Source organism: Streptomyces sp. NPDC051677, from assembly GCF_044453465.1.
Classification (GTDB): Bacteria; Actinomycetota; Actinomycetes; order Streptomycetales; family Streptomycetaceae; genus Streptomyces.
The window spans coordinates 128837-152999 of record NZ_JBITCT010000002.1 but is presented as its reverse complement, the minus strand read 5'-3'; the positions used below and the strand labels follow the sequence as shown (position 1 = coordinate 152999).

General features: G+C 70.3%; 22 protein-coding genes. 13 read left to right on the top strand and 9 right to left on the bottom strand.

The features are described from left to right. Positions 1 to 6: 6 nt before the first annotated feature. From ACIBAF_RS03680 to ACIBAF_RS03665, 4 genes are read right to left on the bottom strand one after another with little or no spacing between them, the layout of a single operon-like run. Positions 7 to 2265, bottom strand: a complete 2259-nt coding sequence (locus ACIBAF_RS03680) for an alpha-galactosidase (RefSeq protein WP_399461466.1) — start codon at positions 2263 to 2265, stop codon at positions 7 to 9. After that, complete coding sequence (locus tag ACIBAF_RS03675; RefSeq protein WP_399461465.1) at positions 2262 to 4358, bottom strand: discoidin domain-containing protein; 2097 nt, start codon at positions 4356 to 4358, stop codon at positions 2262 to 2264. The genes ACIBAF_RS03680 and ACIBAF_RS03675 overlap by 4 nt, the downstream gene beginning before the upstream one ends. 12 nt (positions 4359 to 4370) lie before the next feature. Beyond that, on the bottom strand, positions 4371 to 5159 hold the full coding sequence (locus tag ACIBAF_RS03670; protein WP_399461464.1) for a Tat pathway signal sequence domain protein: 789 nt from the start codon (positions 5157 to 5159) through the stop codon (positions 4371 to 4373). 4 nt (positions 5160 to 5163) lie between these two features. Further along, entirely contained in the window at positions 5164 to 6363 is a 1200-nt protein-coding gene (locus tag ACIBAF_RS03665) for a glycoside hydrolase family 105 protein (RefSeq protein ID WP_399461463.1), read from the bottom strand. A gap of 245 nt (positions 6364 to 6608) precedes the next feature. Between ACIBAF_RS03665 and ACIBAF_RS03660 the strand changes: the two genes are divergently transcribed. Then, on the top strand, positions 6609 to 7295 hold the full coding sequence (locus ACIBAF_RS03660; RefSeq protein WP_399461462.1) for a glycoside hydrolase family 75 protein: 687 nt from the start codon (positions 6609 to 6611) through the stop codon (positions 7293 to 7295). A 56-nt stretch (positions 7296 to 7351) separates the two neighbouring features. On the opposite strand, the gene ACIBAF_RS03655 is transcribed toward ACIBAF_RS03660, so the two are convergent. Further along, complete coding sequence (locus tag ACIBAF_RS03655; protein WP_399461461.1) at positions 7352 to 8638, bottom strand: MFS transporter; 1287 nt, start codon at positions 8636 to 8638, stop codon at positions 7352 to 7354. Positions 8639 to 8867: 229 nt separating this feature from the next. After that, entirely contained in the window at positions 8868 to 9659 is a 792-nt protein-coding gene (locus ACIBAF_RS03650; RefSeq protein WP_399461460.1) for an IclR family transcriptional regulator, read from the bottom strand. 199 nt (positions 9660 to 9858) lie between these two features. Between ACIBAF_RS03650 and ACIBAF_RS03645 the strand changes: the two genes are divergently transcribed. From ACIBAF_RS03645 to ACIBAF_RS03615, 7 genes are all read left to right on the top strand, one after another. Then, positions 9859 to 10755, top strand: coding sequence for a 5-dehydro-4-deoxyglucarate dehydratase (locus ACIBAF_RS03645; protein WP_399461609.1), 897 nt, complete (start codon positions 9859 to 9861; stop codon positions 10753 to 10755). Then, a complete protein-coding gene (locus ACIBAF_RS03640; RefSeq protein WP_399461459.1) occupies positions 10752 to 12047 on the top strand; it encodes a glucarate dehydratase family protein in 1296 nt (431 codons plus the stop codon). The genes ACIBAF_RS03645 and ACIBAF_RS03640 overlap by 4 nt, the downstream gene beginning before the upstream one ends. Before the next feature lie 249 nt (positions 12048 to 12296). Beyond that, positions 12297 to 13439: a carbohydrate kinase family protein gene (locus ACIBAF_RS03635; RefSeq protein ID WP_399461608.1), complete on the top strand. Its 1143-nt coding sequence runs from the start codon at positions 12297 to 12299 to the stop codon at positions 13437 to 13439. 135 nt (positions 13440 to 13574) lie between these two features. Beyond that, positions 13575 to 14633, top strand: coding sequence for a PhoH family protein (locus tag ACIBAF_RS03630; protein WP_399461458.1), 1059 nt, complete (start codon positions 13575 to 13577; stop codon positions 14631 to 14633). A 13-nt stretch (positions 14634 to 14646) separates the two neighbouring features. Further along, positions 14647 to 15144 (top strand): rRNA maturation RNase YbeY, encoded by a 498-nt coding sequence (ybeY, locus tag ACIBAF_RS03625; RefSeq protein WP_399461457.1) that lies wholly within the window; start codon positions 14647 to 14649, stop codon positions 15142 to 15144. Continuing rightward, on the top strand, positions 15141 to 16445 hold the full coding sequence (locus tag ACIBAF_RS03620) for a hemolysin family protein (protein WP_399461456.1): 1305 nt from the start codon (positions 15141 to 15143) through the stop codon (positions 16443 to 16445). Before ybeY ends, ACIBAF_RS03620 begins: the two co-directional genes overlap by 4 nt. Beyond that, positions 16442 to 16801 carry an MmcQ/YjbR family DNA-binding protein gene (locus ACIBAF_RS03615; RefSeq protein ID WP_399461455.1) on the top strand — a complete coding sequence of 120 codons (360 nt, stop codon included), beginning with the start codon at positions 16442 to 16444 and terminating at the stop codon, positions 16799 to 16801. The genes ACIBAF_RS03620 and ACIBAF_RS03615 overlap by 4 nt, the downstream gene beginning before the upstream one ends. Positions 16802 to 16816: 15 nt before the next feature. On the opposite strand, the gene ACIBAF_RS03610 is transcribed toward ACIBAF_RS03615, so the two are convergent. Continuing rightward, positions 16817 to 17296, bottom strand: a complete 480-nt coding sequence (locus ACIBAF_RS03610) for a hypothetical protein (RefSeq protein WP_399461454.1) — start codon at positions 17294 to 17296, stop codon at positions 16817 to 16819. A 223-nt stretch (positions 17297 to 17519) separates the two neighbouring features. On the opposite strand from ACIBAF_RS03610, the gene ACIBAF_RS03605 reads away from it, so the two are divergent. The 4 genes from ACIBAF_RS03605 to ACIBAF_RS03590 all read left to right on the top strand — a co-directional run bounded on the left by ACIBAF_RS03605 (position 17520) and on the right by ACIBAF_RS03590 (position 21279). After that, complete coding sequence (locus tag ACIBAF_RS03605) at positions 17520 to 17873, top strand: cytidine deaminase (RefSeq protein ID WP_399461453.1); 354 nt, start codon at positions 17520 to 17522, stop codon at positions 17871 to 17873. 248 nt (positions 17874 to 18121) lie between these two features. Further along, on the top strand, positions 18122 to 18598 hold the full coding sequence (locus ACIBAF_RS03600) for a hypothetical protein (protein WP_399461452.1): 477 nt from the start codon (positions 18122 to 18124) through the stop codon (positions 18596 to 18598). A gap of 172 nt (positions 18599 to 18770) precedes the next feature. Beyond that, on the top strand, positions 18771 to 20111 hold the full coding sequence (locus ACIBAF_RS03595; RefSeq protein ID WP_399461451.1) for a beta-xylosidase: 1341 nt from the start codon (positions 18771 to 18773) through the stop codon (positions 20109 to 20111). 106 nt (positions 20112 to 20217) lie between these two features. Further along, positions 20218 to 21279, top strand: coding sequence for a WxL protein peptidoglycan domain-containing protein (locus tag ACIBAF_RS03590; protein ID WP_399461607.1), 1062 nt, complete (start codon positions 20218 to 20220; stop codon positions 21277 to 21279). Here ACIBAF_RS03590 and ACIBAF_RS03585 read toward each other — a convergent pair. Continuing rightward, positions 21276 to 21614: a P-II family nitrogen regulator gene (locus tag ACIBAF_RS03585; protein WP_399461450.1), complete on the bottom strand. Its 339-nt coding sequence runs from the start codon at positions 21612 to 21614 to the stop codon at positions 21276 to 21278. The two genes, ACIBAF_RS03590 and ACIBAF_RS03585, sit on opposite strands and share 4 nt — an antisense overlap. Continuing rightward, complete coding sequence (locus ACIBAF_RS03580; RefSeq protein WP_399461449.1) at positions 21611 to 22921, bottom strand: ammonium transporter; 1311 nt, start codon at positions 22919 to 22921, stop codon at positions 21611 to 21613. Before ACIBAF_RS03580 ends, ACIBAF_RS03585 begins: the two co-directional genes overlap by 4 nt. 173 nt (positions 22922 to 23094) lie before the next feature. Here ACIBAF_RS03580 and era point away from each other — a divergent pair, with 173 nt between their 5' ends. Next, positions 23095 to 24048: a GTPase Era gene (era, locus tag ACIBAF_RS03575; protein ID WP_399461448.1), complete on the top strand. Its 954-nt coding sequence runs from the start codon at positions 23095 to 23097 to the stop codon at positions 24046 to 24048. Positions 24049 to 24163: the final 115 nt, after the last annotated feature.

Here is a 24163-nt window from a genome sequence, read left to right as displayed (position 1 = left end):
GTCCCCTCAGCCCGTGTACTGGGCGAAGACCTTGAGGTAGTCGTACGGCTGCTGTGACACGCCGCTGCAGGCGTCGCCGTCGGTGCCGGAAGCGCAGGCACGGTCACGGTTGACGGACCAGTAGGTGAGGCGTCCGATGTGGTGCTGCTGGGCGTAGGCGAGCATCGTCTTGAAGTCGGCGACGCGGACGCGCTCACCGGAGTCGTCGGTCTTGCCGTTCATCGACGACAGCCCGATGTGGGCGTAGGCGGTGGCGTCGCTGTAGCCGTACGCCGACTTGACCCGGCTCTTGAGTCCGTCCATGGCCTGGGTGGTGAGCGTGCCCATGTTCGTGCTGCCGCCGCCGAAGTCGAACGGCATGATGCACCAGACGTCGTTCGCCAGGCCGGAGTCGGCCGCCCGCTTGATCATGTCGACGCCGGTGGAGTCCGGGCCGGAGGTCGTCGTGCCGAAGGTGATGACGGTCTTCAGACCGGCGTTGTTCGCCTTCACGATCTTCAGCGCGTCCACCACACGCTGCCGTACGGTGGCGTTGGACCACTCGGTGTTCTCGATGTCGATGTCGAGGGCCTTCAGGCCGTACGCGTTGATCACCTTCTGGTAGGCGCCCGCGAGCGCCGAGGCGCTGGAGCACTTCTCGCCGAGTTTCGCCCCGCTCCAGCCACCGACGGACACCATCACATCACCGCCGGCCGCCCGGATCGCGTTGATCTTCGACTGGTCGTTTCCGCCGGTCAGCGGGCGCGAGCCGTCCCACTTGGGGTTGCAGGTGCCGTCGGAGAGGATGAACGCGAGGGTGAACCACTTGACGCCGGTCGCGGACATCACCGAGGTGGGGTTCTGCGGACTGCCCCAGCCGAGGTACTCGTAGGGGGCGACGGCCATCCCGGGGGACGCGGCGGCGGTCCTGAGCGTGCCGGCCGTGCTCACCGGCTTCACCCGGATCAGCCGGGTCTCGCCGGGACGCAGGGTCGCGCTGTAGGAGTCCGCGATCACGCCCTTGTGGGAGCCGGACCACAGGTCGGTGACGTCGCCGGAGCCGCTGAAGCCGACCTGCGACCAGTTCACGCTCACCGAAGTGCTGCCGGACGTACCGGTGTTGAAGAGGGCCACGACGTACTGGCCGTCGCTCTCCTTCTTGCTCCACACCTGCTTGACCCCGCTGTTCACGATCCGCTTGGCTGCCACGCCGTCCTGGTCGACGCCGATCAGCCGGTCGTTGGTCAGCATCGCCTTGTCGACGGAGTCGAGGTGGGTGAGGTCGGTGCCCAGCAGCAGCGGGGAGGCCGCCATCGCCCACAGGGTGAAGTGGGAGCGGCGCTGGTCGGCCGTCAGGCCCACCTGGTCGCCGTTGCCGAGCTCCAGCGAGTCCAGGTCGTTCCAACCGCCCGGACCGGCGTACTGCTGCCAGGAGGCGGCCGAGTCGAAGCGGCCGGAGACGTGCGACCAGTCGGTCAGCGGGTAGCCACTGCCGTTGGAGCCCGGCCCGCAGTAGCACTCGACGTCGCCCTGGGTGCGCCAGCTGTTCGACAGCTGCCGCCAGGTGGAGGCGTTGGCGATCGGCAGGTTGTTGGAGAGCGCGAAGTTGATGGGCCGTCCGGACGCGCGCAGTGCCTTGTCCCAGGCCTGCACGTCCGGGATGTCCGCGCTGCCCACGCCGTCGATTTTCAGGTAGTCGACCGCCCAGGAGGCGAACTGCCGCGCCCACGAGTTCACGAACTCCTGGGCGCCGGGCTTCTCGTAGTCGATGTAGTACATGTTCTTGCAGTTGTAGTTCTTCTCGGTCTTCGAGGTGTCGGCGATGTCCTTCGCGTGGTACGAGGTCCCCTCGATCGGTGTGTTCGCGGTGACCGCGTTCTTGGCGATGCCGGGGGTGACGTAGAAGCCGAACTTCAGGCCCTTGCCGTGGATGTAGTCGGCGAGCGCCTTCATGCCGGACGGGAACTTGGCGGTGTCGACGGCCCAGCGGCCGTAGGAGTCGACGACGAAGCCGTTGGAGTCGCACTTCTGCCAGAAGTCGTCGAGGTTGATGAAGACGAAGCCGTGGTCCTTGAGGCCGCTCGCCACCATGGCGTCCGCCTGGGCCTTGATCTTGGCCTCGGTGGGATTGCGGCGGACGAAGCTCCAGCTGCTCCAGCCCATGGCGGGCCGCACGGACTGGCCGTTGTCGGACGCGGCGGCGGGTCGGGCGGAGGCGAGCAGTGGGATCGCCGAGGCGATCATCAGCGCGACCACCGCCACGACCAGTGATCTGATGCGGGTCATGACTGTCCTCCGTTCGCGGGTGTGGCGTATGAGGTGCCGATCCATGCCTCGTCGATCCGCAGCCGCTTGTAGCGGGTGGAGTCGCTGGACGCGGCCCAGGTGGAGTCGACTTCGAGGCGGACGTAACGAGCGTCGGCCGCGGTCAGGTCGATGCCCTGGATTCCGCGCCGGCTGGGGAGCTCACCGGTCTTGACGGCGCTGCCCCAGGTGCTGCCGTCGGAGCTGAGGAACACCCTGTACGCCTTGATCCGTGCCGACTGTTCGGTGTCGGAACGGGCGTAGGCGACCGAGTCCTCCCGCTGGTTGAGCCCGATGTACTGCACCTTCTTCGCCGACCCGAGGTCGAAGGTGAGGCTCACGGGGAGCGTCTTGTCGCTGTCCCAGTAGGTGAGGTAGTCGCCGTCGCCCGCGGCCGTCGCGCCATGACCGCTCGCCGAGGCGCTCGCGGACATCGTGACGCCCGACAGGATGCCCTGGCGGCCGGCGGTCGTCACCTTGAAGACGGTGTCGTACGGGTCCCAGGAGCCGAGCCCGGTCAGAGTGAGTACCCCTCCGGACTGCGACCACGAAATCGCCGTTCCCGTACGGAGGTTGGTGACGGAGGCGATCCGGTAGCCGTTGTCGCGGATGCGCAGGGTGGTCGTGCTGGGCGGGGTCAGGACATGGACGTACTGGAGGTTCGGGTCGGTCTTGCTGACCGTCGTCACCCCGTGTGCGCCGTCGTTCCAGAACCCGGGCTTGAGGCCGCCGTACATGTAGCCGCCGCCCTCGGTTCCGTGCAGGGACTGCCAGATGGGGTCCAGGTAGGAGTCGGCGAAGGTGTTGAAGGCGCTCTGGTTGCTCGGGAACTTCCCGTTGACCTGGGCGGTCTCGGCCATCAGGGCCTTCACCGAGGAGCCGGCGTTGGTGATGAGCCGGCCGAGGGTGAGTTTCCTGTCGACGGACGGGTTCGAGCCGTCGTACCACCAGGCGCCGGTGGACGGGAGCTTGAAGTCGGCCTCCGTCAGCCGGGGTTGGGCCGTGTAGGCGGCCTGCGGATAGTCGTACGACGGAGTCATGCCCGTCTTCTGCTCATTGCTGATCATGTCCATGATCGGCGTGTCTTCGTTGTTGTTGCTGAGGGTGTAGCTCGGACGCTTCTGCTGGATCTGCGCGTAGAGGTCGTGGCTCTCCCAGTACGCGTTGTCGTTGTCGATCCAGAAACCGCCGAGGTCGGGGTAGCGGTCCATGACCTCGAAGAAGTTGTCGTAGCTGAAGCGGCCGAACCCGTCGCGGGTGGTGAGGTCGACGTTCGTGCCCTTGTAGGCGGAGTAGGCCGCCGAGTCGAGCCACTCGTGGCCGCCCTCGTCGTGCCACTGGGGGTCGTCGGTCATGTAGAGGATGACCTTCAGGCCCTTGGCCTTGGCCGCGGTGATCAGTTCGCCGACGAAGTCCCGCTTGGTGGTGCAACTGCCGGGGATCTTCGAGGGCCAGGGGCGGGCGTAGCCGAGGCGGCTGTGGAACGTGGCGAGGACCAGGTACTGAGTGTGCAGCTTCTGCGCCTCGTTCACCCAGTAGTCGGGGCTCCAGCCGCCGTTCGTGACGTCGTTCTCCCAGGCGGTGCAGCTGGTGTGGGCGGGGGCGGTGCGCAGGCCCCAGTGCAGGAAGAGGCCGCCGACGGACGCCCGGAGGAAGTCCTGCCGGGGATTGTCCAGGTCGAGAGGCTTCGCCGGGCCGGCGGGCTTCGCCACGCCGAGGGGCTTCGCGGCCGTGGCGCAGTCCTCGGTCGAGCCGGAGTTCGACACTCGCAGGCTGCCGCCCGACGTGTTGTGACTGTCCGTCAGGCAGTAACCGGTGACGGACTGGAAGCCCAAGCGGACGGTGCCGCCGCCCGCGTCGTTGGCGGCCGTGATCGCCTTGTTGATCGCGGGCGTGTCATTGGTCGAGCCGTCGCCCTTGGCGCCGTAGTCGCGCACGTCGTAGACGCCTGCCTGGGGACGGGGGTTCGGGGCCGCGAGGGCCGAGGGGTGGCTCAGTCCGAGGACGACGGCGAACGCGAGGACCGCGACGAACGCGGATGCCACCCAACTCCTGTGGTACGTGGGGGGTTTCATGGGGGAGGTTCCTCACACCAGCTGGTAGCCGCGCAGGTTGGTGAGGAGCAGGTAGCAGTCCTGCAGGGACCCGGAGGTGTCACCGAGCGAGCGGTAGATGCCCCACTTGGGCCGCACGCGGTCGGCGAGGAAGGTGTCGACGCCCGTCTTGGACTTGTCGATGACGGTCGTGGACCCGTTCTTGAGGATCCAGCGGACCGTACCCGCCGAGCCGTTGCCGACCTTGATCTGGAAGTCGACGTCGATCCATTTGTTGTGCAGCGGCTCCAGATCCGTCCGGCCGACCAGGATGTCGTCGATGGCGAGCTTCAACTCGATGGTCTGGACGCCGTTCACGCGCCGCAGCGACTGCACGACGAGCGGCGAGCTGCCGGCGCCGGGCTGCTTCATCTGCATGATGTGGGTGAAGGTCGTCGTGGCCTTCAGGGAGCTGGGGATGTACATCGAGTACGTGACCCGCCAGGTCTGGCCCTCGTTCCACTTGAGGTAGTTGCTGCCGCTGCCGTTGCGCAGCCCGGTGACCTCGTGACGCTGCCGGTCGGTGGAGGTGTCTCGGTCGACGGTGTGCATGTTGAAGCGCCAGTTGTTGCCGGTGGCGAAGATGTGCGGATGCCCGGCGGGGTGCGAGTCGGCGCGGTCGTCCTCGATCGTCTCGAAGGCGCCGAGGCCGTCGGCGCTCGCCGACGGCGCCCACTTCTGCTGCCAGGAGGCAGCGTGCGCCGTGGTGGCGGGCAGGCCGACGGCCGCTCCGGCGGCTCCGCCGAGAGCGGCGCCCAGCAGTGCCCTTCTTGATGTGTTCATGACACTAATCACCTCGCAATTGTTCGTTCATGATCAGAAATGCGCCGAGACCGTGCAGGTCGTTGGTCTCCCGGGGGCGTGCGACGTAGAAGTCGTAGTCGCCGACGTTGGTGCCGATGGAGATGTCGGTGAGCGCGGTGCGGCCGTCGGAGCCGAGCGAGATCCTGGCGAGGACGCCCTCGTAGCCGCGCCGTGCGACGGACCGGTAGTGCGCGTCGAGGTATCCCCGCTGGGCGCCGCGCGAGAGGGCGTAGGTGAACATGCTGGAGCAGGAGGTCTCGGTCCAGTTGTCGCTCCGGCTGCCCTTGTCGATCACCTGGAACCAGCGCCCGGTCTTCGTATCCTGGTACCGCTCCAGGCCGGCGGCCAGGCGCCGGAGGATGCCGACGAGTTCGGAACGGCGGGCGTGGTCCGTGGGGAGGGCGTCGAGCACGTTGACGAGGGCCATCGAGTACCAGCCGACCGCTCGGCACCAGTGCTCGGGGGCGAGACCCGTATGCGGATCGGCCCAGCTCACGGTCTTCGACTCGTCGTAGGCATGCCGCAGCAGCCCGTTCGGAACCTGGAGGTGGCGCCCGTAGACGGCGAGCTGCTTCGCTGCCTCGTCGTCGGCGTACGCCGAGTCGCCGAACTCCCTGCCGTACTCGACGAGGAACGGGGTCACCATGTAGACGCCGTCCGACCAGAGCTGGTGGGCGCGGCTGCTGGTGTCGGCGTGCCAGAAGCCGCCGTCGGAGGTGCGCGGGTAGGTGTCCAGCCGGTCGCGGATGGTGCGGGCCGCGATGCGGTAGCGGTCGTCGCCGGTCTCGTGGTGCAGGATCACCAGCAGCCGGCCGGCCTGCATGCTGTCGAGGCTGTTGAACTTCTGGTCGATGCTGCCGTCGCCGTGCACGAAGCGGTCCACGTAGGTCCGGATGTACGAGAGGTACCGCGGCTCGTGCGTGCGCCGGTAGGTGAGGTACTGGCCGTAGAGATACAGGCCGACGGGGTACGACCAGCCGCCGATGGTGCTCGGGGTGAAGCGGGCCGTGGTCGAGTCGACCATGGCCGTGGACCAGTCGGTGGCGGCTGCCGGGCGGGTGACGGACGGGGGCGGCGCGGCGGTGGGCGGGGCCGCGGCCGAGACCGTCAGCAGACCCGCCGCGGCGAGTGCTCCCGCCGTGAGAACGGGACGCAGGGCCGGTGTGGCACGGAAACGTCTCATGGCTTTCCCACCTTCAGGACTCGACCGTCGTTCACATGTGTGTATGAGGTTCACGCACTGGGCTGAGGGATGGGGAACAGAGTCCCGGCCGGACCGGGCGCGGTCAATGGTCCGGACCGATCGGCTCAGGCTCCTTTCCGGCCAATATCCCCTCAAGGCAAGGGGGTTGACGGGGCCCGTGGGGCAGGTCCACCTTGTAGCACTCGGTAAGGAAACTTTCCTATCAGAAGAAGGGTCCCCCCACAGTGCGTTCTCGAACATTGCCCCTCACCGCGGCCGCGGCGGCCGCCCTCCTCGGCGCCGCCCTCCCGGCGAACGCCTCCGCAGGCCCCGCCTCGACGCAGGAGGGCTCGGTCAGCGCGGCCGACCTGCTCGCCAAGGTGACGTCCTGCTCGCAGATCTCGAACGGCAAGTACAAGACCGACGACGAGACATCGGCCTCCGTCCCGGTCTGCGGCAAGAACGGCGCCGTCTTCTGGAAGGCCGACATGGACGTCGACTGCGACGGCCAGCGCACCTCCAAGTGCAGCGAGGACACCGACCCCTGGTACCAGGACGACACGGCCTTCCACCAGTCGGACGGCAAGGCGCTGCGCGCCGACTCGCTGCCCTACGTCGTCGTGCCCAGCTCCAGCTCCATCTGGAACTACGGCTCCGCGGGCATCAAGGGCGGCGGGGTCGTCGCCGTGATCTACCAGAACAAGGTGGAGTACGCGGTCGTCGGCGACACCGGCCCCACGAAGATCATCGGCGAGGCCTCGTACGCGACGGCCAAGGCGCTCGGCATCGACCCGGACCCGGAGAACGGCGGCACCGACTCCGGCGTCACCTACATCCTCTTCAAGAACTCCAAGGTGTCCCCCATCGAGAGCCACAGCGCGGCAGTGACCCTCGGCGACCAACTGGCCAAGACGTTCATCCGCAACAACTAGCCGAGGCGTTCATCCGCAACAACCAGCCAGGCGTCCGGGCCACCGGCCCTGCACTGTCAGGTTCCTGACCCCGGTGCGGCGCTCGCCGGCCGGGGTCCGGCCGTGTCGTACGCGTCCTGGTCGGGCACGGCCGGGGCCTCCACCGCGATCTGCACCACCGGCTGCTCCGGGCTGCGGCCGCCCCGCCGCAGCACCCCGCCCGCGAGCACCGGACGTCCGCCCGTGTGCAGGGCGACGGCGGTCATCGGGACGGCGACGACGAGCAGTCCGGCGCCCAGCGCCAGCCCCATCACCGGGAACCCGGCCTGCGCCGACAGCACGCTTCCGGTGAGCGGCCCGGCCGCCGTCCCCAGCGAGCCCGCCGACCCGACGAGCACCGCCCAGCGCCCGCGCGGGTCGAGCGAGGCGGCGAGCCCGATCAGGTACGACAGCACGATCGGGTAGAGGACGTTCCAGGCGATCTCGCCGGCCGCGAAGCTCACCGGCCCGGTCGCGGACGCGCTGGCGACGACGCAGCCGGCGATGAGGACGGTCCCGGCGCCGATCGGCGCCGCCCGCCCCAGCCGCGTCCCGAGCGCGCTCGCGCCGAGCACGCCCATGAGTCCGGCGCCCAGCGCCACCGCGAAGACGACGCCGACGGCGGTCTCGGAGAGGTGAGCCTGCGTCAGGCCGATGCGTCCGCTGACGCCCCACAGGGAGTTCTGCACCAGCGACCAGCAGGGCATCGCGGCGGCCAGGACGAGGCCGGAGCGCAGGTGGGGGAGGCGGGCGGGACGGTCCTCGGGGCGGGTGCGGGCCGGCGCCGTCCGGTGGGGCAGCCGTCCGGTCAGCGGCCATACGGCCAGCGCGGTGAGCGCGATCGCGGCGAGCGGCTGCCCGTGTCCCGCGCCGAGGTGAGGCACCGTCAGATAGACGGCGCCCGCGAGCGCGGAGACCGCGAGCAGGCCCAGCGTGGAGGCGCGGTGCGGGTCGGGCTGTGCGGCGATGCGGGTGGCGGCGACCGTCGTGGCCGTACCGGATCCGATGCCGCCGAGGACCGCGCCCGCGACGACGGACGGCACGTCACCGGCGAGGGCGGCGCCGCCGTAGCCGAGGACGGCGAGGGTCAGTCCGATCCGGGCGAGAGTCCGCGCCCCGATCCGCTCCACGCGGGAGGCGAGCAGGAACCCGGCGGCGGCCGAACTCAGCAGCAGGGCGCTGCCGACGGCGCCCGCCTCGGTGGCGGACAGCGGCAGTCCGGCGTCCAGTCGGCCGACCACGGTCGGCAGCAGGTAGGGGGCGAGGTACCCGGCCGTGAAAAGGGCGACGACGGGCCAGGGCACGGTGGTGCGAGGGGCGAACACGGGCGTTCCAGGGCATGCGAAAGGGACGGCTCAAGAAAGGGGGGTTGGGCGCCGACCGTCGACGGACAGGAACGCGCGGCCAATTTGTATCAAGCACGCGGTTGCGGAAGAAGGGCGGGGTGGGTGATGTGGATCACTTTACGTTTGAGGCGCGTTTGGGGTGGGGGAGTCCGGGTAGACGTGATGCCTCGCGCTGGTGGAGGGGCCCCTCACGTCGGCGGGCGGACCGCTAACGCCAGTGGGCCGTCCCGCCGGAACCCGGCGCCGTCGCCTCGATCTTCGCCCTGATCTCCCGCATCACCGTCACGATCCGCTCCTCGTGCTCCGGCGTCAGCCGGGCCACCGGCACGGAGCAACTGATCGCGTCCTGGGCGGGGATGTCGTAGCGCAGGGCGAAGCCGAAGCCGACGATGCCGAGGACGCCCTCCTCGCGGTCCACGGAGTACCCGCGCGCCCGCACCCCGGCGAGGTCGGCGAGCAACGACTCCCGGTCGGTGTGGGAGTGCGGGGTCAGTGCCTCGTACGGCCCCTCGGGCAGCTCCTCGTCCGGCCGCTGCGCGAGAAGCGCCTTGCCGAGCGCGCCGACGTGCGCGGGCAGCCGGCGTCCGACCCGGCTGATGGTGCGGAGGTACTCGTGCGACTCGCGGGTCGCCAGGTACGCGACGCCCCGGCCGTCCAGCCGGCCCAGGTGGATGGTCTCGCCCAGGGCCTCCGACGCCTCGTCGAGATACGGCCTCACCAGCCGGACGCGCGGGTCGGAGTCGAGGTAGCTGGTGCCGGTCAGCAGGGCGTGGATGCCGATGCCGTAGAGGGAGCCGGTGACGTCCGTGCGCACCCAGCCCCGGCTGATCAGGGTCTGCAACAGGGCGTACATCGAGCTGCGCGGCACGCCCAGCTCGTCCGCCAGCTCCTGCAGCCGCGCCGGCCGGTCGCCGCGCGCCGCGAGCAGTTCCAGCAGCTCGACCGTGCGCGCCGCCGACTTGACCTCGCGGACGCCGCCCCCGCCACCTGTCTCCGCCATGAGCCGATCGTAGGCGGGTCGGACGCCCCATTGACGACCCCCATGGGCGCCCCCATTGGCGACCCTCATTGACGACCGGCGTGCACGTATCTAATCTCTGTCTTCATACGTAGATTCCGTCTACATGGGGAGATGATCCAGGGTGAGTGGCGACGGCGGTACGGACACAGAGGCCGTGGTGCGAAGGCTGCGGGCCGGGATGGCGGACGGCGTGCTGTCGTTCCCGCTCACGAGCTTCCACGACGACGGCGCCCTCGACCCCGACGGCTTCCGCACGCATGTCGCGGCCCAGATCGCGACCGCCCCCGGCGCGGTCTTCCCCGCCTGCGGCACCGGCGAGTTCTTCTCCCTCGACGAGGACGAGTACCGGCAGGTGGTGACGATCGCCGCCGAGGAAGCGGCCGGCCGCGTGCCCGTCATCGCCGGGGTCGGCTACGGCTGGGCCCAGGCCGTGCGGTTCGCGCGCATCGCCGAGGAAGCCGGCGCCGACGCCCTTCTCGTCCTCCCGCACTACCTCGTCGCCGCCCCGCAGGACGGTCTCGTCGCCCAGCTGGAGCAGATCGCCGCCCGCACCCGGCTGCCCCTCATCGCCTACCAGCGCGGTCAAGTCGCCTTCACGGCAACCTCGTTGCGCCGCATCGCCGCCCTGCCGACCGTCATCGGCCTCAAGGACGGCCACAGCGACCTCGACCGCCTCCAGCGCCTCACTCTCGCGGCGCCCGAGGGCTTCCTCTTCTTCAACGGCGCCGCCACCGCCGAGATCCAGGCCCGCGCCTACGCCACCGTCGGCGTCCCCGCCTACTCCTCCGCCGTCCACGCCTTCGCCCCCGAGATCGCGAACGCCTTCTTCGGCGCGTTGCGGGCCGGCGACGACAAGACCGTGGAGCGGCTGCTGCGCGACTTCTACGTCCCGCTCGTCGAGCTCCGCGACCGGGCGCCCGGATACGCGGTGTCCCTGGTGAAGGCCGCGGCCCGGCTGCGCGGACGTCCCGTCGGACCCGTCCGCGCCCCGCTCACCGACCCCTCGCCCGCCGATCTGGCCGACCTCACGACCCTGCTGACCGCCGGCCTCGACCTCGTAGGAGCCGCCCTGTGAGCCGCGACCTCACGATCACGGACGTCCGCCTGACCCCGATCCTGGTCGCCGACCCGCCCCTGCTCAACACCCAGGGCGTGCACCAGCCGTACACGCCCCGACTGATCGTGGAGGTCGAGACGGCGGACGGGGTCACGGGCGTCGGCGAGACGTACGGCGACACCAAGTACCTGGAACTGGCCCGCCCGTTCGCCGAGAAGCTGCACGGCCGCCCGGTGAGCGACCTGAACGGCCTGTTCACCGTCGCCGACGAGGTGGCCGTCGACAGCTCCCGGGTCTTCGGGCAGGTCGACGTCGGCGGGCTGCGCGGCGTCCAGACCGCCGACAAGCTGCGCCTGTCCGTCGTCTCCGCCTTCGAGGTCGCCTGCCTCGACGCCCTCGGCAAGGCGCTCGGTCTGCCCGTGCACGCGCTGCTCGGCGGCAAGGTGCGCGACGCGGTCGAGTACAGCGCCTACCTGTTCTACAAGTGGGCCGACCACCCCGAGGGCGTCGCGGCGGAGAAGGACGACTGGGGCGCCGCCGTCGACCCGGCCGGAGTCGTCGAGCAGGCCCGCCGCTTCAAGGAGCGCTACGGCTTCACCTCCTTCAAGCTCAAGGGCGGCGTCTTCCCGCCGGACGAGGAGATCGCCGCCGTCCGCGCCCTGGCCGAGGCGTTCCCCGGTCACCCCCTGCGCCTCGACCCCAACGGCGCCTGGTCCGTGGAGACCTCACTGAGGGTGGCCGAGGAGATCGGCGGCATCCTCGAATACCTGGAGGACCCGGCCCTCGGCACCCCGGCCATGGCCGAGGTCGCCGCGAGGACCGACGTGCCGCTCGCGACCAACATGTGCGTGACGACGTTCGCCGAGATCAAGGAGGCGTTCACCCGGGACGCCGTCCAGGTCGTCCTCTCCGACCACCACTACTGGGGCGGACTGCGCAACACTCAGCAACTCGCCGCGATCTGCCGCACGTTCGGCGTCGGCGTCTCCATGCACTCCAACACCCACCTCGGGATCAGCCTGGCCGCGATGACCCACGTCGCGTCGACCGTCCCGAACCTCCACCACGCCTGCGACTCCCACTACCCCTGGCAGTCGGAGGACGTCCTCACCGAGCGCCTCACCTTCACCGACGCCAAGGTCACCGTCTCCGACGCACCCGGCCTCGGCGTCGAACTCGACCACGCCAAGCTGGCGTTCCTCCACCAACGCTGGCTCGACGACGACGGCGCACTGCGCGAACGCGACGACGCAGCGGCCATGCGAGCGGCCGACCCCGACTGGTCCACACCCCCCACCCCCCGCTGGTAACCACCCGCCCCTCCTTGGCCCCCGAGGTGATCCCGGGGCGTGGGCCGCAATGGCCGGTCGGGGGCGGTGGGCGGCTGGTGGGGTTGTGAGGGGGTGCGGGTGCGCCTTTCGGTGTGTCGGTGGGGTGTGTGACTGGCCGCGGGTTGTCGGTGGTGTGGTGCACACTGGCCAGATCGGCACCACGTCAGGGAGCGCACCGTGACCGCGTCCACCGGAGAGGGACACCACCACCAGACCCGCCAGGCCGGCCTGAGCAGTCCGACCGGTCCGGCCGGCCAGAGCGGCCGCGGCTGCCCGGCCGCCGGGGTCGACCCCCTGGCCGCCCACCGCGCCCCCGACGATCCGCCGTGGGACGTCTACCTCACCGGCCCCGTCTTCCTCGACATCATCTTCACCGGGCTCGACTCCGCCCCGGTGCGCGGGACGGAGTCCTGGGCGCGCGGCATGGGGTCCAGCCCCGGCGGCGTCGCCAACATGGCCACCGCACTCGCCCGCCTCGGCCTGCGCACCTCCCTCGCGGCGGCCTTCGGCGACGACCACTACGGCGAGTACTGCTGGGACGCCCTCGAACGGGGCGAGGGCATCGACCTCAGCACCTCCCGCACGGTCCCCGGCTGGCACTCCTCGGTCACCGTCTCCATGGCCTACGAGGGGGAGCGCACGATGGTCTCGCACGGCCACGAGCCGCCCCCGCAGGAACCGACCCCCACCTGTCCGCCCCCCGCCCGCGCCGCCGTCGCCTCCCTCACCCCCGGCAGACGCGCCCCCTGGATCGAGCAGGCCGCCGCCCGCGGCGCCCGCATCTTCGCCGACGTCGGCTGGGACGACACCGGCGCCTGGAACCTCGCAGGCCTCGCCGACCTGCAGCACTGCGAGGCCTTCCTGCCGAACGCGGAGGAGGCCATGCGCTACACCGGCGCCACCTGCCCCCGCGCCGCCGCCCACGCCCTCACCGCGCACGTACCGCTCGCGGTCGTCACGCTCGGCGCGGACGGCGCGTACGCCGTGGACCGCCGGACCGGCGAGAGCGCCGAGGTCCCGGCCATCGCCGTCGAGGCCCTCGACCCCACCGGCGCGGGGGACGTCTTCGTGGCCGGCTTCGTCACCGGCACCCTCGCCGACTGGCCCCTCGCCGACCGCCTCGCCTTCGCCGGCCTCACCGCCGCCCTCTCCGTCCAGGAGTTCGGCGGCTCCCTCTCCGCCCCCGGCTGGTCCGAGATCGCGGCCTGGTGGCGCAAGGTCCAGTCGGTCGAGGGCCAGGACCCCGAGGCACTGCGCCGGTACGCGTTCCTGGACGGCCTGCTCCCGGCGCCGCTCCTGGCGGAGGACGAGGCCGCCCCGTGGCCGCTGCGCAGAGCCGTCCCGACGATCGGTTTCGGCCGCTCGGCATAGTCCGGCACGGGTCACCGGACCCGGTAAAAAGTCCTACGGCGTTGTCAGCCCCCTGGCGTACCCTTGAACTCGCCAGGCCGCCCTCGTGGCAGGCGAGACGCATCCGGGAGGACGTAGAGGCCTTCGGGCCGGCCTATGACTCAGACACCCACAGCTCACACGCCCGCGCAGGGCAAGGCGAGAGCACAGTTCACGGTTCCCGCCCAGCACCCCATGGTGACGGTGCTGGGGTCCGGAGACTCGCTTCTGCGCGTGATAGAGACGGCCTTCCCGGCGGCCGACATCCACGTCCGGGGCAATGAGATCAGCGCGGTCGGCGACGCAGCGGAAGTCGCCCTCATCCAGCGCCTGTTCGACGAGATGATGCTGGTGCTCCGCACCGGGCAGCCGATGACGGAGGACGCAGTGGAACGCTCGATCGCCATGCTGCGGGCGAGTGAGAACGGGACGAGTGACGGCCAGGAGACCCCGGCCGAGGTACTGACACAGAACATCCTGTCCTCGCGCGGCCGCACCATCAGACCCAAGACCCTCAACCAGAAGCGGTACGTCGACGCGATCGACAAGCACACGATCGTCTTCGGCATCGGCCCCGCCGGCACCGGCAAGACCTACCTGGCCATGGCCAAGGCGGTCCAGGCCCTGCAGTCCAAGCAGGTCAACCGCATCATCCTGACCCGCCCGGCGGTCGAGGCCGGCGAGCGCCTCGGCTTCCTGCCCGGCACGCTCTACGAGAAGATCGACCCCTACCTGCGCCCGCTGTACGACGCGCTGCACGACATGCTGGACCCGGACTCGATCCCGAAGCTGATGGCTTCGGGGACGATCGAGGTGGCGCCGCTGGCGTATATGCGCGGCCGCACGCTCAATGACGCCTTCATCATCCTGGACGAGGCCCAGAACACCTCGCCCGAGCAGATGAAGATGTTCCTCACCCGCCTCGGCTTCGACTCGAAGATCGTGATCACGGGTGACGTGACACAGGTCGACCTGCCGAACGGCACCAAGTCGGGTCTGCGTCAGGTCCAGGACATCCTGGAGGGGCTGGACGACGTCCACTTCTCCCGCCTGTCGTCCCAGGATGTCGTCCGGCACAAGCTGGTCGGCCGTATCGTCGACGCGTACGAGCAGTACGACAGCCACAACGGTACGGAGAACGGCACCCACAAGGGCAGCCGTAACAAGCGGAAGTAGACAAGCCAGCACCATGTCGATCGACGTCAACAACGAGTCCGGAACCGAGGTCGACGAGCAGGCGATCCTCGACATCGCCCGCTACGCGCTCGCGCGGATGCGCATCCACCCGCTCTCCGAGCTTTCGGTGATCGTCGTGGACGCCGACGCCATGGAGCAGCTGCACATCCAGTGGATGGACCTGCCGGGGCCGACGGACGTCATGTCCTTCCCGATGGACGAGCTGCGTCCGCCGTCGAAGGACGACGACGAGCCCCCGCAGGGCCTCCTCGGCGACATCGTGCTGTGCCCGGAGGTCGCGAAGAAGCAGGGCGAGGAGGCAGCCACGCAGCACACCATGGACGAGGAGCTCCAACTGCTCACCGTCCACGGCGTGCTGCACCTGCTCGGCTACGACCACGAGGAGCCCGACGAGAAGGCCGAGATGTTCGGTCTGCAGGCGGCCATCGTGGACGGGTGGCGTGCGGAGAAGGGCCTGACCGGCCCCTCGCCGGCCCCGACCGTGTCATGAGCCTCGCCCTGGTCTCCGGCGCGATCGCCCTGGTCGTCGTCGCCTGGCTCGCCGCCTGCGCGGAGGCGGGCCTCGCGCGCGTGTCCAGCTTCCGCGCCGAGGAGGCCGTACGCGGCGGCCGACGCGGCAGCGCCAAGCTGGCGCAGATCGCCGCCGACCCCACCCGCTATCTGAACGTGGCGCTGCTGGTCCGCGTCGCCTGCGAGATGGCCGCCGCCGCGCTGGTCACCTACGCCTGCCTGAAGGAGATCGACGGCACGGCCCCGGCCCTGTTCGCCGCGATCGGCGTCATGGTCCTGGTGTCGTACGTCGCGGTCGGCGTCTCCCCGCGCACGATCGGCCGTCAGCACCCCCTGAACACGGCGACGGCGGCGGCGTACGTCCTGCTCCCGCTGGCGCGGATCATGGGTCCGATCCCGTCCCTCCTCATCCTCATCGGCAATGCGCTGACCCCCGGCAAGGGCTTCCGCCGGGGCCCGTTCGCCTCCGAGGCGGAGCTGCGCGCGCTGGTCGACCTCGCCGAGAAGGAGTCCCTGATCGAGGACGACGAGCGCCGCATGGTGCACTCGGTCTTCGAGCTGGGCGACACCCTCGTCCGGGAGGTCATGGTCCCGCGGACCGACCTCGTCGTCATCGAGCGCTACAAGACCATCCGCCAGGCCCTGACCCTCGCCCTGCGCTCCGGTTTCTCCCGGATACCCGTGACCGGGGAGAACGAGGACGACATCGTCGGGATCGTGTACCTGAAGGACCTGGTCCGCAAGACGCACATCAGCCGGGACGCCGAGGGCGAGCTGGTCTCGACGGCCATGCGGCCGGCCGCGTTCGTCCCCGACACCAAGAACGCCGGCGATCTGCTGCGCGAGATGCAGCAGGACCGCAACCACGTCGCCGTCGTCATCGACGAGTACGGCGGCACGGCCGGCATCGTCACCATCGAGGACATCCTCGAGGAGATCGTCGGCGAGATCACCGACGAGTACGACCGTGAACTCCCGCCGGTGGAGGACCTGGGCGACGACCGCCACCGGGTCACCGCCCGCCTCGACATCACCGACCTCGGCGAGCTGTACGGCCTGGAGGAGTACGACGACGAGGACGTGGAGACGGTGGGCGGGCTGCTGGCCAAGGCCCTGGGCCGGGTCCCCATCGCGGGCGCGTCGAGCACCGTCGACCTGCCGGACGGCCGGGCCCTGCGGCTGACGGCGGAGGCGGCGGCCGGCCGCCGGAACAAGATCGTGACGGTGCTGGTGGAGCCGGTGGACCCGGCGGAACCGCCTGAGGAGGAGAAGCCCGAGTGACGCCCCAGGAGCTTCGCTCCTTCTGTCTGTCCTTCAACGCGGCCGTGGAGGACTTCCCGTTCCGCCCGGAGATCTCGGTCTTCAAGGTCGGCGGGAAGCTCTTCGCCCTGACGACGCTGGACGCGCGGCCGCTGACCGTGAACCTCAAGTGCGACCCGGACGACGCGGTGCGCCTGCGCACCGAGCACCCGGGCCTGATCGCCCCCGGCTACCACATGAACAAGCGCCACTGGAACACGGTGACGGTCGACGGCGACCTCCCCGACCGGCTGGTCCGGGAGCTGGTGGAGGACTCGTACGACCTGGTCGTCGCCGGTCTGCCGCGCGCGGAGCGGCTCCGTCTCGACCGGCCCTGAGGCCACGGCAGGCGCTCACTCGACGCCCAGGGGCCCGATGCCCAGGTCCTCGCGCATCAGGTCGCGCATCCGGGCCATGGCCGTACGCCGCTGCGCGATCAGGGGCGCGTCCTCGGGGGAGCCGACGGCGACGCCCCGGGCGTAGGCGTCGCGCAGTCGGCGCAGGCTGTGGAACGCCTCGTTCCCGGCGGTCACGACCTGGGGCGGGCCCACGAGCCAGAGGCGTTCGCTCGCCGTGTACAGGCCGGTGCCGCGGAAGGCCTCCCGGACGGCTGCGTCACGCGCCGCTCCTGACATGTGATCGCCCAGCGCTACGGCGCGTATCTCCTCACCCGCTGTCTTGAGCGCGGAGACGAACTCCGTGTACACCTCGCGTCGCACCTGGAGCGCGTGCCGGGACTCCTCGCGCCGCCATCGGTTGCGATCGGCGATCAGCGTGGCGGCGATGCCGATGACGGCGCCGGTCAGTGTGGAGAGCAGGGGCATCCAGTCCATGCGCTGCGGCCTTTCGTCGTTTCCCGCACAGGGCAAAGGCGTTCGGCCCTGGGGCGGGGGAGTCGGCGTCCCGGTCGACGACCTTCCATCTGCCCGCCGGCGACTACACCATGAGTCTCGTCGTCAACGGTCAGGGCCCGGCCTTCCTGGGAAACGTCATCATCGCCGACTGAGTCCGAGGGGGCGCTCCGTCCTCGGGGGCGGTTCTTCGTATGCTCGGGGCATGACCGACAGCAACGGGCTCGACCCCGAGGACCGCAAGATCGTCACCCTGGCCCGTTCCGCGCGGGCCCGCAACGGCGTGCCCGAGGGGGCTGCCGTGCGGGACGAGACGGGACGTACGTATGTCGCCGGGACGGTGGATCTGCCGTCGCTGCGGCTGAGCGCGCTGCGGACGGCGGTGGCGATGGCGGTGGCCTCGGGGGCGAAGTCGCTGGAGGCGGCGGCCGTGGTCACCGAGGCGGAGGGCGTCGCCGACGAGGACCGGGCCGCCGTCGCCGATCTGGGCGGGGCGAAGACGCCGGTGTTCGTGGCAGGGCCGGACGGGAGCGTGCGGCTCACCGTCTCCGCCGGCTGACGCACCAGGGGGCTCCGCCCCCTGGCCCCCGCTTGCCCTGGCCCCCACCCGTCTCCGCCGGATCGAGAACGCACCGGCCCAACTAAGGCCGGAATTCAGCCTTGCCCTCCTCTCGTCCCTGACGCGTCAATGGAACCGTAATTTCCGACGGACCGTCAGATTCACCCCCCACCGGCACCGGTGTCCGCACCCACCCGTCCCGTCACGGCCGTCCGTCTCCCCACATCCGGGAAGGAGCCGGAAACGCCATGAGAGGCAAGCGAATCGGATCAGGTGCGGCACTGCTGGCAGGGGCCCTCGCGGTCACCGGGCTGGCATTCGCACCCTCAGCCGCCGCCGTCACCCCGACGACGGCCACCGTGACCGCCAACTGCGGTCTGTTCGGGGGCGGCGCCGCCACCCTCACGGCCACCCAGACGGGCACGGCCGCCACCATCAAACTCACATCCACCGCGATCACCGCGCCGATCATGATCAACGCCAACACCATCGCCTCCACCCTCACGATGGCGAACTCGACCGGTTCCGCCCGCGTCTTCAGCGGCACGGTGAACCCCGCCATGGCCGTCGGCGACCCGATCACGGTCGGTCCGCTCAACGGCACCGTCGCCTCCGGTGACAAGCTGGACTTCTACAAGGGCTCCCTGAAGATGGTCGTCTTCGGGATCACCGTCACCTGTACGACGAACGCCGCCCAGTCGCCGGGGCCGTTCGTGTTCAACTGATAGCGGTTGAAAACTGAGCAGACGGGCCGTCAGTTTCCCAGCGGGACCAGGAAGCTGACGGTCCATCAGTTGACCTCGTCGCGTCTGTTGACTTCTCGTGCGATCCGCACCTCAATGCCCCCTGTCGGCGCAGAAGAGCCGCTGCGCCCGCACCCCGGAGGAGGGGGCAATCATGGGTTCACCCCGAAGTTCCGGAAGTTCCCGAGGTTCGCGAAGACGGCGCTGGGCGTCACTGCTCGGGGCGACCGCGCTCGCGGTCACCGCGGGCGGGGCGCTGGCCTGTCCGGCCGGCGCCGCGACCAACGTGGACTTCCCCACGCACTGCATCCCGCCGGCGATCGCCGGCCTCCCGCCGATCGACGGCACCACCACCGCCAAGATCACGGTGGACAACCCCAGCCCCAAGGTCGGCGACACCGTCAACGTGACCTACACGGTGGTCACGCCCGCCGCCAACAACCCCACCGACCTCGCCCTGCCGGCCGACATCATGACGCCGACCGGAAAGGTCACGCTCGGCGGCGCGCAGAGCGGCGCCGTCACCGTCGCGGGTCCGAAGAAGAACGACCCGGTGCCCGGCCGCGGCGTCTTCCCGTCGTTCTCCATGACCGGCGCCTTCACGGTCACCGCACCCGGCGCGATCAGCCTCTCGCCCGGCGACTACAACATCCACACCAGCTACATCCTGGAACTGGACACCCCCTGCACGGTGACCAACCCGCCCGCCCCGGTGTCGGAGACCGTCACCGCGGCCGACAACCCGCCGGCCAACACCCGGAACATCAACCTGGGTTCGGCCTCCGGCAGCCCGGGCGCGAGCGTCACGGTCACCGGCAGCGGCTTCACGGCGGGCGCCGCGGTCACCGTCGCCGGCCGGTCCGGGTCCGGCGAGACCGGGGACAAGACGACCCTGACCGCCAACGCGCAGGGAGCCGTCTCCGGCTCGCTCGTCGTCAACGACCTCACCACCACCGGGATCGTGGCGTACGAGGGCGCCACCTGGAGCGCCGACCTGGGCACCCCGCCCGCCGCGTACGTCGTCATCGACGACACGCCCGTACCCGCGGGCAGTCAGAAGCTGACGACCACCGTGAAGGCCGGCACGCTGTCGATGTCCCAGGCCGGGGACGCCGTGGCGATGTCCGCGGTCGACTTCGGCTCCGGCCAGGCCTCGACCGGAAGCCTCAACGCGGTGACGGTCAAGGACTTCCGCGGCGGACCCGCGGGCTGGTCCCTCACCGGCAAGGTCACCGACTTCACCGGCCCCGGCGCCAAGATCGACGCCGGCAAGCTGAGCTGGACGCCCGCCTGCACGACCAAGGCGGGCAGCCCGAGCACCTGTCAGGCCGGTTCGGCGGGCACGGTCGGCGCCTCGGGGGCGACCCTGGCGTCCACGCCCGACGGCACGGCCACCGGCGGCGAGTTCACCGCCAACGCCCAACTCTCCCTCGACGTACCGTCGTTCACGCCTCCGGGCAGCTACGCCGGCGTCCTGACCCTCACGCTCACCTGAGCGTACGCACCACGTCCACCGGTGGCCGGGCGCCCGCCCCACAGGTCCGCACCCGCCCGTCCACCAGCCGTCGCAGCCCGCCCGTGGGGGGTCCGCACCCATGCCCATGCGCAAACCGCACGTCCTCCTCCAGCCGTTCCTCCTGCCGGTTCTGCTGCCGTTTCTCCTGCCACTTCTCCTCTGTCTGCTCCTCGCCCCACCGGTCCACGCCGCCGACAACGGCAGCTGGTCCGTCTACCCCGTCTCCTCGGCCGTCGCCGCGCGGCCCTACTTCTATGTCTCGGCCGATCCCGGGCAGACGATCCAGGACAAGGTCGTCGTCGCCAACAAGACGGACGAGCCCCTCACCTTCCGGCTGTACGCGGCCGACGCCTACAACACCGCCCGCGACGGCGGGTTCGCCGTGAAGTCGCTCGGGGAGAAGATGCGGGGCGTGGGCGCATGGGCCCAGCTCCCCAAGGACCGCGTCACCGTGCCCGGCGGCAAGACGGTCACCGTGCCGTTCAGCGTCAAGGTCCCCGAGGGCGCCGAGCCCGGCGACCATCCCGGCGCGATCGTCGCGCTCGACGAACGGGTCGACAAGGGCGACGGCGGGGTCGCGCTCGGCGTCCAGCGGGCCGTGGGCGCCCGGGTCTACCTCCAGGTCGGCGGACCCACCCTGCCCGCACTCGCCGTCGAGAACGTCCACATCAGCCACCACCAGCCCCTGATCCCCGGCCTCGGCGACAGCACGGCGACGATTTCCTACACCTTGCACAACACAGGAAACGTCACCCTGGAACCCAAGGTGGAGCTGACGGCGAGCGGTCTGTTCGGCCGCACCCTCCTCACCCGAGACCTGAAGAGACTCCCGTCCCAGCTGCTCCCCGGCCAACGGGTCCGCCTCACCGAACGCTGGAGCAACGCCCCCCAGCTCGACTGGACGGACGTCGAACTCAGGGCGACCGCCGACAACACGAGCGAGTCGGCGACAGCGTCGTTCCTGGCGGTGCCCTGGCTGGCGACGGCAGTAGCGGTGGCGGTGACGGCAGCAGGGGTATGGCTGCTGATCAGGCTGCGGCGCAACTCCTCAGGGGCGCGGGGCCGTGACATGGTGCGGCTCCGCCGCCGGGCGCGGCCGGCCACAGCGGACCCGCAGACAAAAATCGGCCAACCCGCCGGACGCTAAAGCGCGTCCGGCCCCCGCTCACCCGTCCGCACCCGAACGACCGTTTCGACGGGGAGCGCCCACACCTTCCCGTCCCCGATCTTCCCGGTCCGTGCGGCCCGCACGATCGCGTCCATCACGGCATCCGATTCCGCATCCTCGACGACGACCTCGATCCGCACCTTCGGCACGAGGTCGACCTGGTACTCGGCGCCCCGGTACACCTCGGTGTGGCCGCGCTGCCGGCCGTACCCGCTGGCCTCGGTCACGGTCAGGCCGTGCACGCCGATCTCCTGCAGGGCCGTCTTGACCTCGTCGAGGCGGTAGGGCTTGACGATCGCGGTGATGAGCTTCATGCCGGTGGATTGACCTTCTGGGCGGAGAGGACGGAGTGCGAGCCGACCGGGGCGCCGTGGCCCAGGACGCCGTGATCGTATGCGGTCTCGGCGTGCACCGTAAGGTCCAGGCCGGTGTGCTCCTGGTCCTCGTCCGCACGGAAGCCGATCGTCTTGTCGAGCAGCTTGCCGAGGCCGTACGTCACGGTGAAGGCGTACGCGGCCACGACGACCACCGCGACCAGCTGCTTGCCGAGCTGGGCGAGCCCGCCGCCGTACAGGAGGCCCTCGGCGCCGCCGGTCATGGTGTCCACGGCGAAGACGCCGATGAGGAGCGTGCCGATGACGCCGCCGACCAGGTGGACGCCGACCACGTCGAGGGAGTCGTCGTAGTTCAGCTTGAACTTCCAGCCCACGGCGTAGGAGCAGACGACGCCGGCGGCGAGGCCCACGACCAGTGCGCCGAGCAGCGAGACCGACCCGCACGACGGGGTGATCGCCACCAGCCCCGCGACCGCGCCCGAGGCCGCGCCCAGCGTCGTCGGGTGGCCGTCGCGCTTCTGTTCGACGAAGAGCCAGCCCAGCAGGCCGGTGCAGCCGGCGGCGAGGGTGTTGAGGAAGACGGCGGCCGCCAGGCCGTTCGCGCCGAGGGCGGAGCCGGCGTTGAAGCCGAACCAGCCGAACCAGAGCAGGCCCGCGCCCAGCATCACCATGGGCAGGTTGTGCGGTCGCATCGCGTCCTTCTTGAAGCCCAGCCGCGGGCCCAGGACCAGGCACAACGCCAGACCGGAGGCGCCGGAGGCGATCTCGACGGGGAGACCGCCGGCGAAGTCCAGGGCGCCGAGCCGGTCCAGGATCCAGCCGCCCGGACCCCAGACCCAGTGGGCGATGGGAACGTATACGAGGAGCGCCCAGACCGGGACGAAGACCAGCCACGCGCCGAACTTCGCCCGGTCGGCGACCGCGCCGCTGATCAGTGCGGCCGTGATGATCGCGAAGGTGAGCTGGAAGGTGGCGAACAGCAGGGTCGGGACGGTCCCCTGGACGCTGTCCGGGCCGAGACCGGCCATCCCCGCGTGCTTCAGGCCGCCGATCAGCCCGCCGCCGATGTCGTCGCCGAAGGCGAGCGAGTAGCCGGCGGCCAGCCACACCACCGTGACCAGCGCGATCGACACGAAGCTCATCATGAGCATGTTGAGGACGCTCTTCGTGCGGACCATGCCGCCGTAGAAGAGGGCCAGGCCCGGGGTCATCAGCAGGACGAGGGCGGTGGCGGCGAGCAGCCAGGCGGTGTCGCCGGTGTTCGCTTGGGCGGCGGCCAGAGTCACGGGGTCTCCAACGATGCGGGGGCTCGTCAGAGGTTCACCGCCCCGCGTTTCCGGTAATGCACGGATGTGTTTCCGTGACGTTTCGTTGCGTGGAGGTTTCCGGGAGCTCACGGTGCGGGGCGTTGCCGCTCGTGTGTACGGCGGGGCTTCGTGGATCAGGGAGAATGGGGGCCATGAGCGTTCGTAACCAGTCATCCGAGCAGTCGGCCGAGTCCGTACACCGTGCCGGCTTCGCCTGCTTCGTGGGCCGCCCCAACGCGGGCAAGTCCACCCTCACGAACGCTCTCGTCGGGAAGAAGGTGGCGATCACCGCCAACCAGCCCCAGACGACGAGGCACACGGTCAGGGGCATCGTGCACCGCCCCGACGCCCAGCTGATCCTGGTCGACACGCCGGGCCTGCACAAGCCGCGCACGCTGCTCGGCGAGCGGCTCAACGACGTCGTCCGCACCACCTGGGCCGAGGTCGACGTGATCGGCTTCTGCCTTCCGGCGAACGAGAAGCTGGGCCCCGGCGACCGCTTCATCGCCAAGGAGCTGGCCGGGATCAAGCGGACGCCGAAGGTCGCCGTCGTGACGAAGACCGACCTCGTGGAATCCAAGGCGCTCGCCGAGCAGCTCATCGCGATCGACCAGCTCGGCAAGGAGCTGGGCATCGAGTGGGCGGAGATCGTGCCGGTCTCGGCGGTCGGCGACCAGCAGGTCGAGCTGCTGGCCGACCTGCTGATCCCGATGCTGCCGGAGAGCCCGCCGCTGTACCCCGAGGGCGACCTGACGGACGAGCCCGAGCAGGTGATGGTGGCCGAGCTGATCCGCGAGGCGGCCCTGGAGGGCGTCCGGGACGAGCTGCCGCACTCCATCGCGGTGGTCGTCGAGGAGATGCTCCCGCGCGCGGACCGTCCGGCGGAGAAGCCGCTGCTCGACATCCACGCGAACATCTACATCGAGCGCCCCAGCCAGAAGGGCATCATCATCGGCCCCAAGGGCAAGCGCCTCAAGGACGTCGGCATCAAGTCCCGCAAACAGATCGAGGCCCTCCTCGGCACCCCGGTCTTCCTCGATCTCCACGTGAAGGTAGCCAAGGACTGGCAGCGCGACCCGAAGCAGCTGCGCAAGCTGGGTTTCTAGGGTTTGCGATGGGGCGTCGAGTCCCGCAGGCAGGTCGAGGCGCTGCTTGGCACCCCCGCCGCGCGGCGGTAGCCGCATATTGATACAGCCTGGACCTCTATGTGAAGGTAGCCAA

Excerpts from the sequence above, each read along its gene's own strand:
- ACIBAF_RS03680 (WP_399461466.1), bottom strand. The coding sequence starts at position 2,265 with ATGACCCGCATCAGATCACTGGTCGTGGCGGTGGTCGCGCTGATGATC.
- ACIBAF_RS03675 (WP_399461465.1), bottom strand. The coding sequence starts at position 4,358 with ATGAAACCCCCCACGTACCACAGGAGTTGGGTGGCATCCGCGTTCGTC.
- ACIBAF_RS03670 (WP_399461464.1), bottom strand. The coding sequence starts at position 5,159 with ATGAACACATCAAGAAGGGCACTGCTGGGCGCCGCTCTCGGCGGAGCC.
- ACIBAF_RS03665 (WP_399461463.1), bottom strand. The coding sequence starts at position 6,363 with ATGAGACGTTTCCGTGCCACACCGGCCCTGCGTCCCGTTCTCACGGCG.
- ACIBAF_RS03650 (WP_399461460.1), bottom strand. The coding sequence starts at position 9,659 with ATGGCGGAGACAGGTGGCGGGGGCGGCGTCCGCGAGGTCAAGTCGGCG.
- ACIBAF_RS03645 (WP_399461609.1), top strand. The coding sequence starts at position 9,859 with ATGGCGGACGGCGTGCTGTCGTTCCCGCTCACGAGCTTCCACGACGAC.
- ACIBAF_RS03630 (WP_399461458.1), top strand. The coding sequence starts at position 13,575 with ATGACTCAGACACCCACAGCTCACACGCCCGCGCAGGGCAAGGCGAGA.
- ybeY (WP_399461457.1), top strand. The coding sequence starts at position 14,647 with ATGTCGATCGACGTCAACAACGAGTCCGGAACCGAGGTCGACGAGCAG.
- ACIBAF_RS03620 (WP_399461456.1), top strand. The coding sequence starts at position 15,141 with ATGAGCCTCGCCCTGGTCTCCGGCGCGATCGCCCTGGTCGTCGTCGCC.
- ACIBAF_RS03610 (WP_399461454.1), bottom strand. The coding sequence starts at position 17,296 with ATGGACTGGATGCCCCTGCTCTCCACACTGACCGGCGCCGTCATCGGC.
- ACIBAF_RS03605 (WP_399461453.1), top strand. The coding sequence starts at position 17,520 with ATGACCGACAGCAACGGGCTCGACCCCGAGGACCGCAAGATCGTCACC.
- ACIBAF_RS03600 (WP_399461452.1), top strand. The coding sequence starts at position 18,122 with ATGAGAGGCAAGCGAATCGGATCAGGTGCGGCACTGCTGGCAGGGGCC.
- ACIBAF_RS03595 (WP_399461451.1), top strand. The coding sequence starts at position 18,771 with ATGGGTTCACCCCGAAGTTCCGGAAGTTCCCGAGGTTCGCGAAGACGG.
- ACIBAF_RS03590 (WP_399461607.1), top strand. The coding sequence starts at position 20,218 with ATGCGCAAACCGCACGTCCTCCTCCAGCCGTTCCTCCTGCCGGTTCTG.
- ACIBAF_RS03585 (WP_399461450.1), bottom strand. The coding sequence starts at position 21,614 with ATGAAGCTCATCACCGCGATCGTCAAGCCCTACCGCCTCGACGAGGTC.
- era (WP_399461448.1), top strand. The coding sequence starts at position 23,095 with ATGAGCGTTCGTAACCAGTCATCCGAGCAGTCGGCCGAGTCCGTACAC.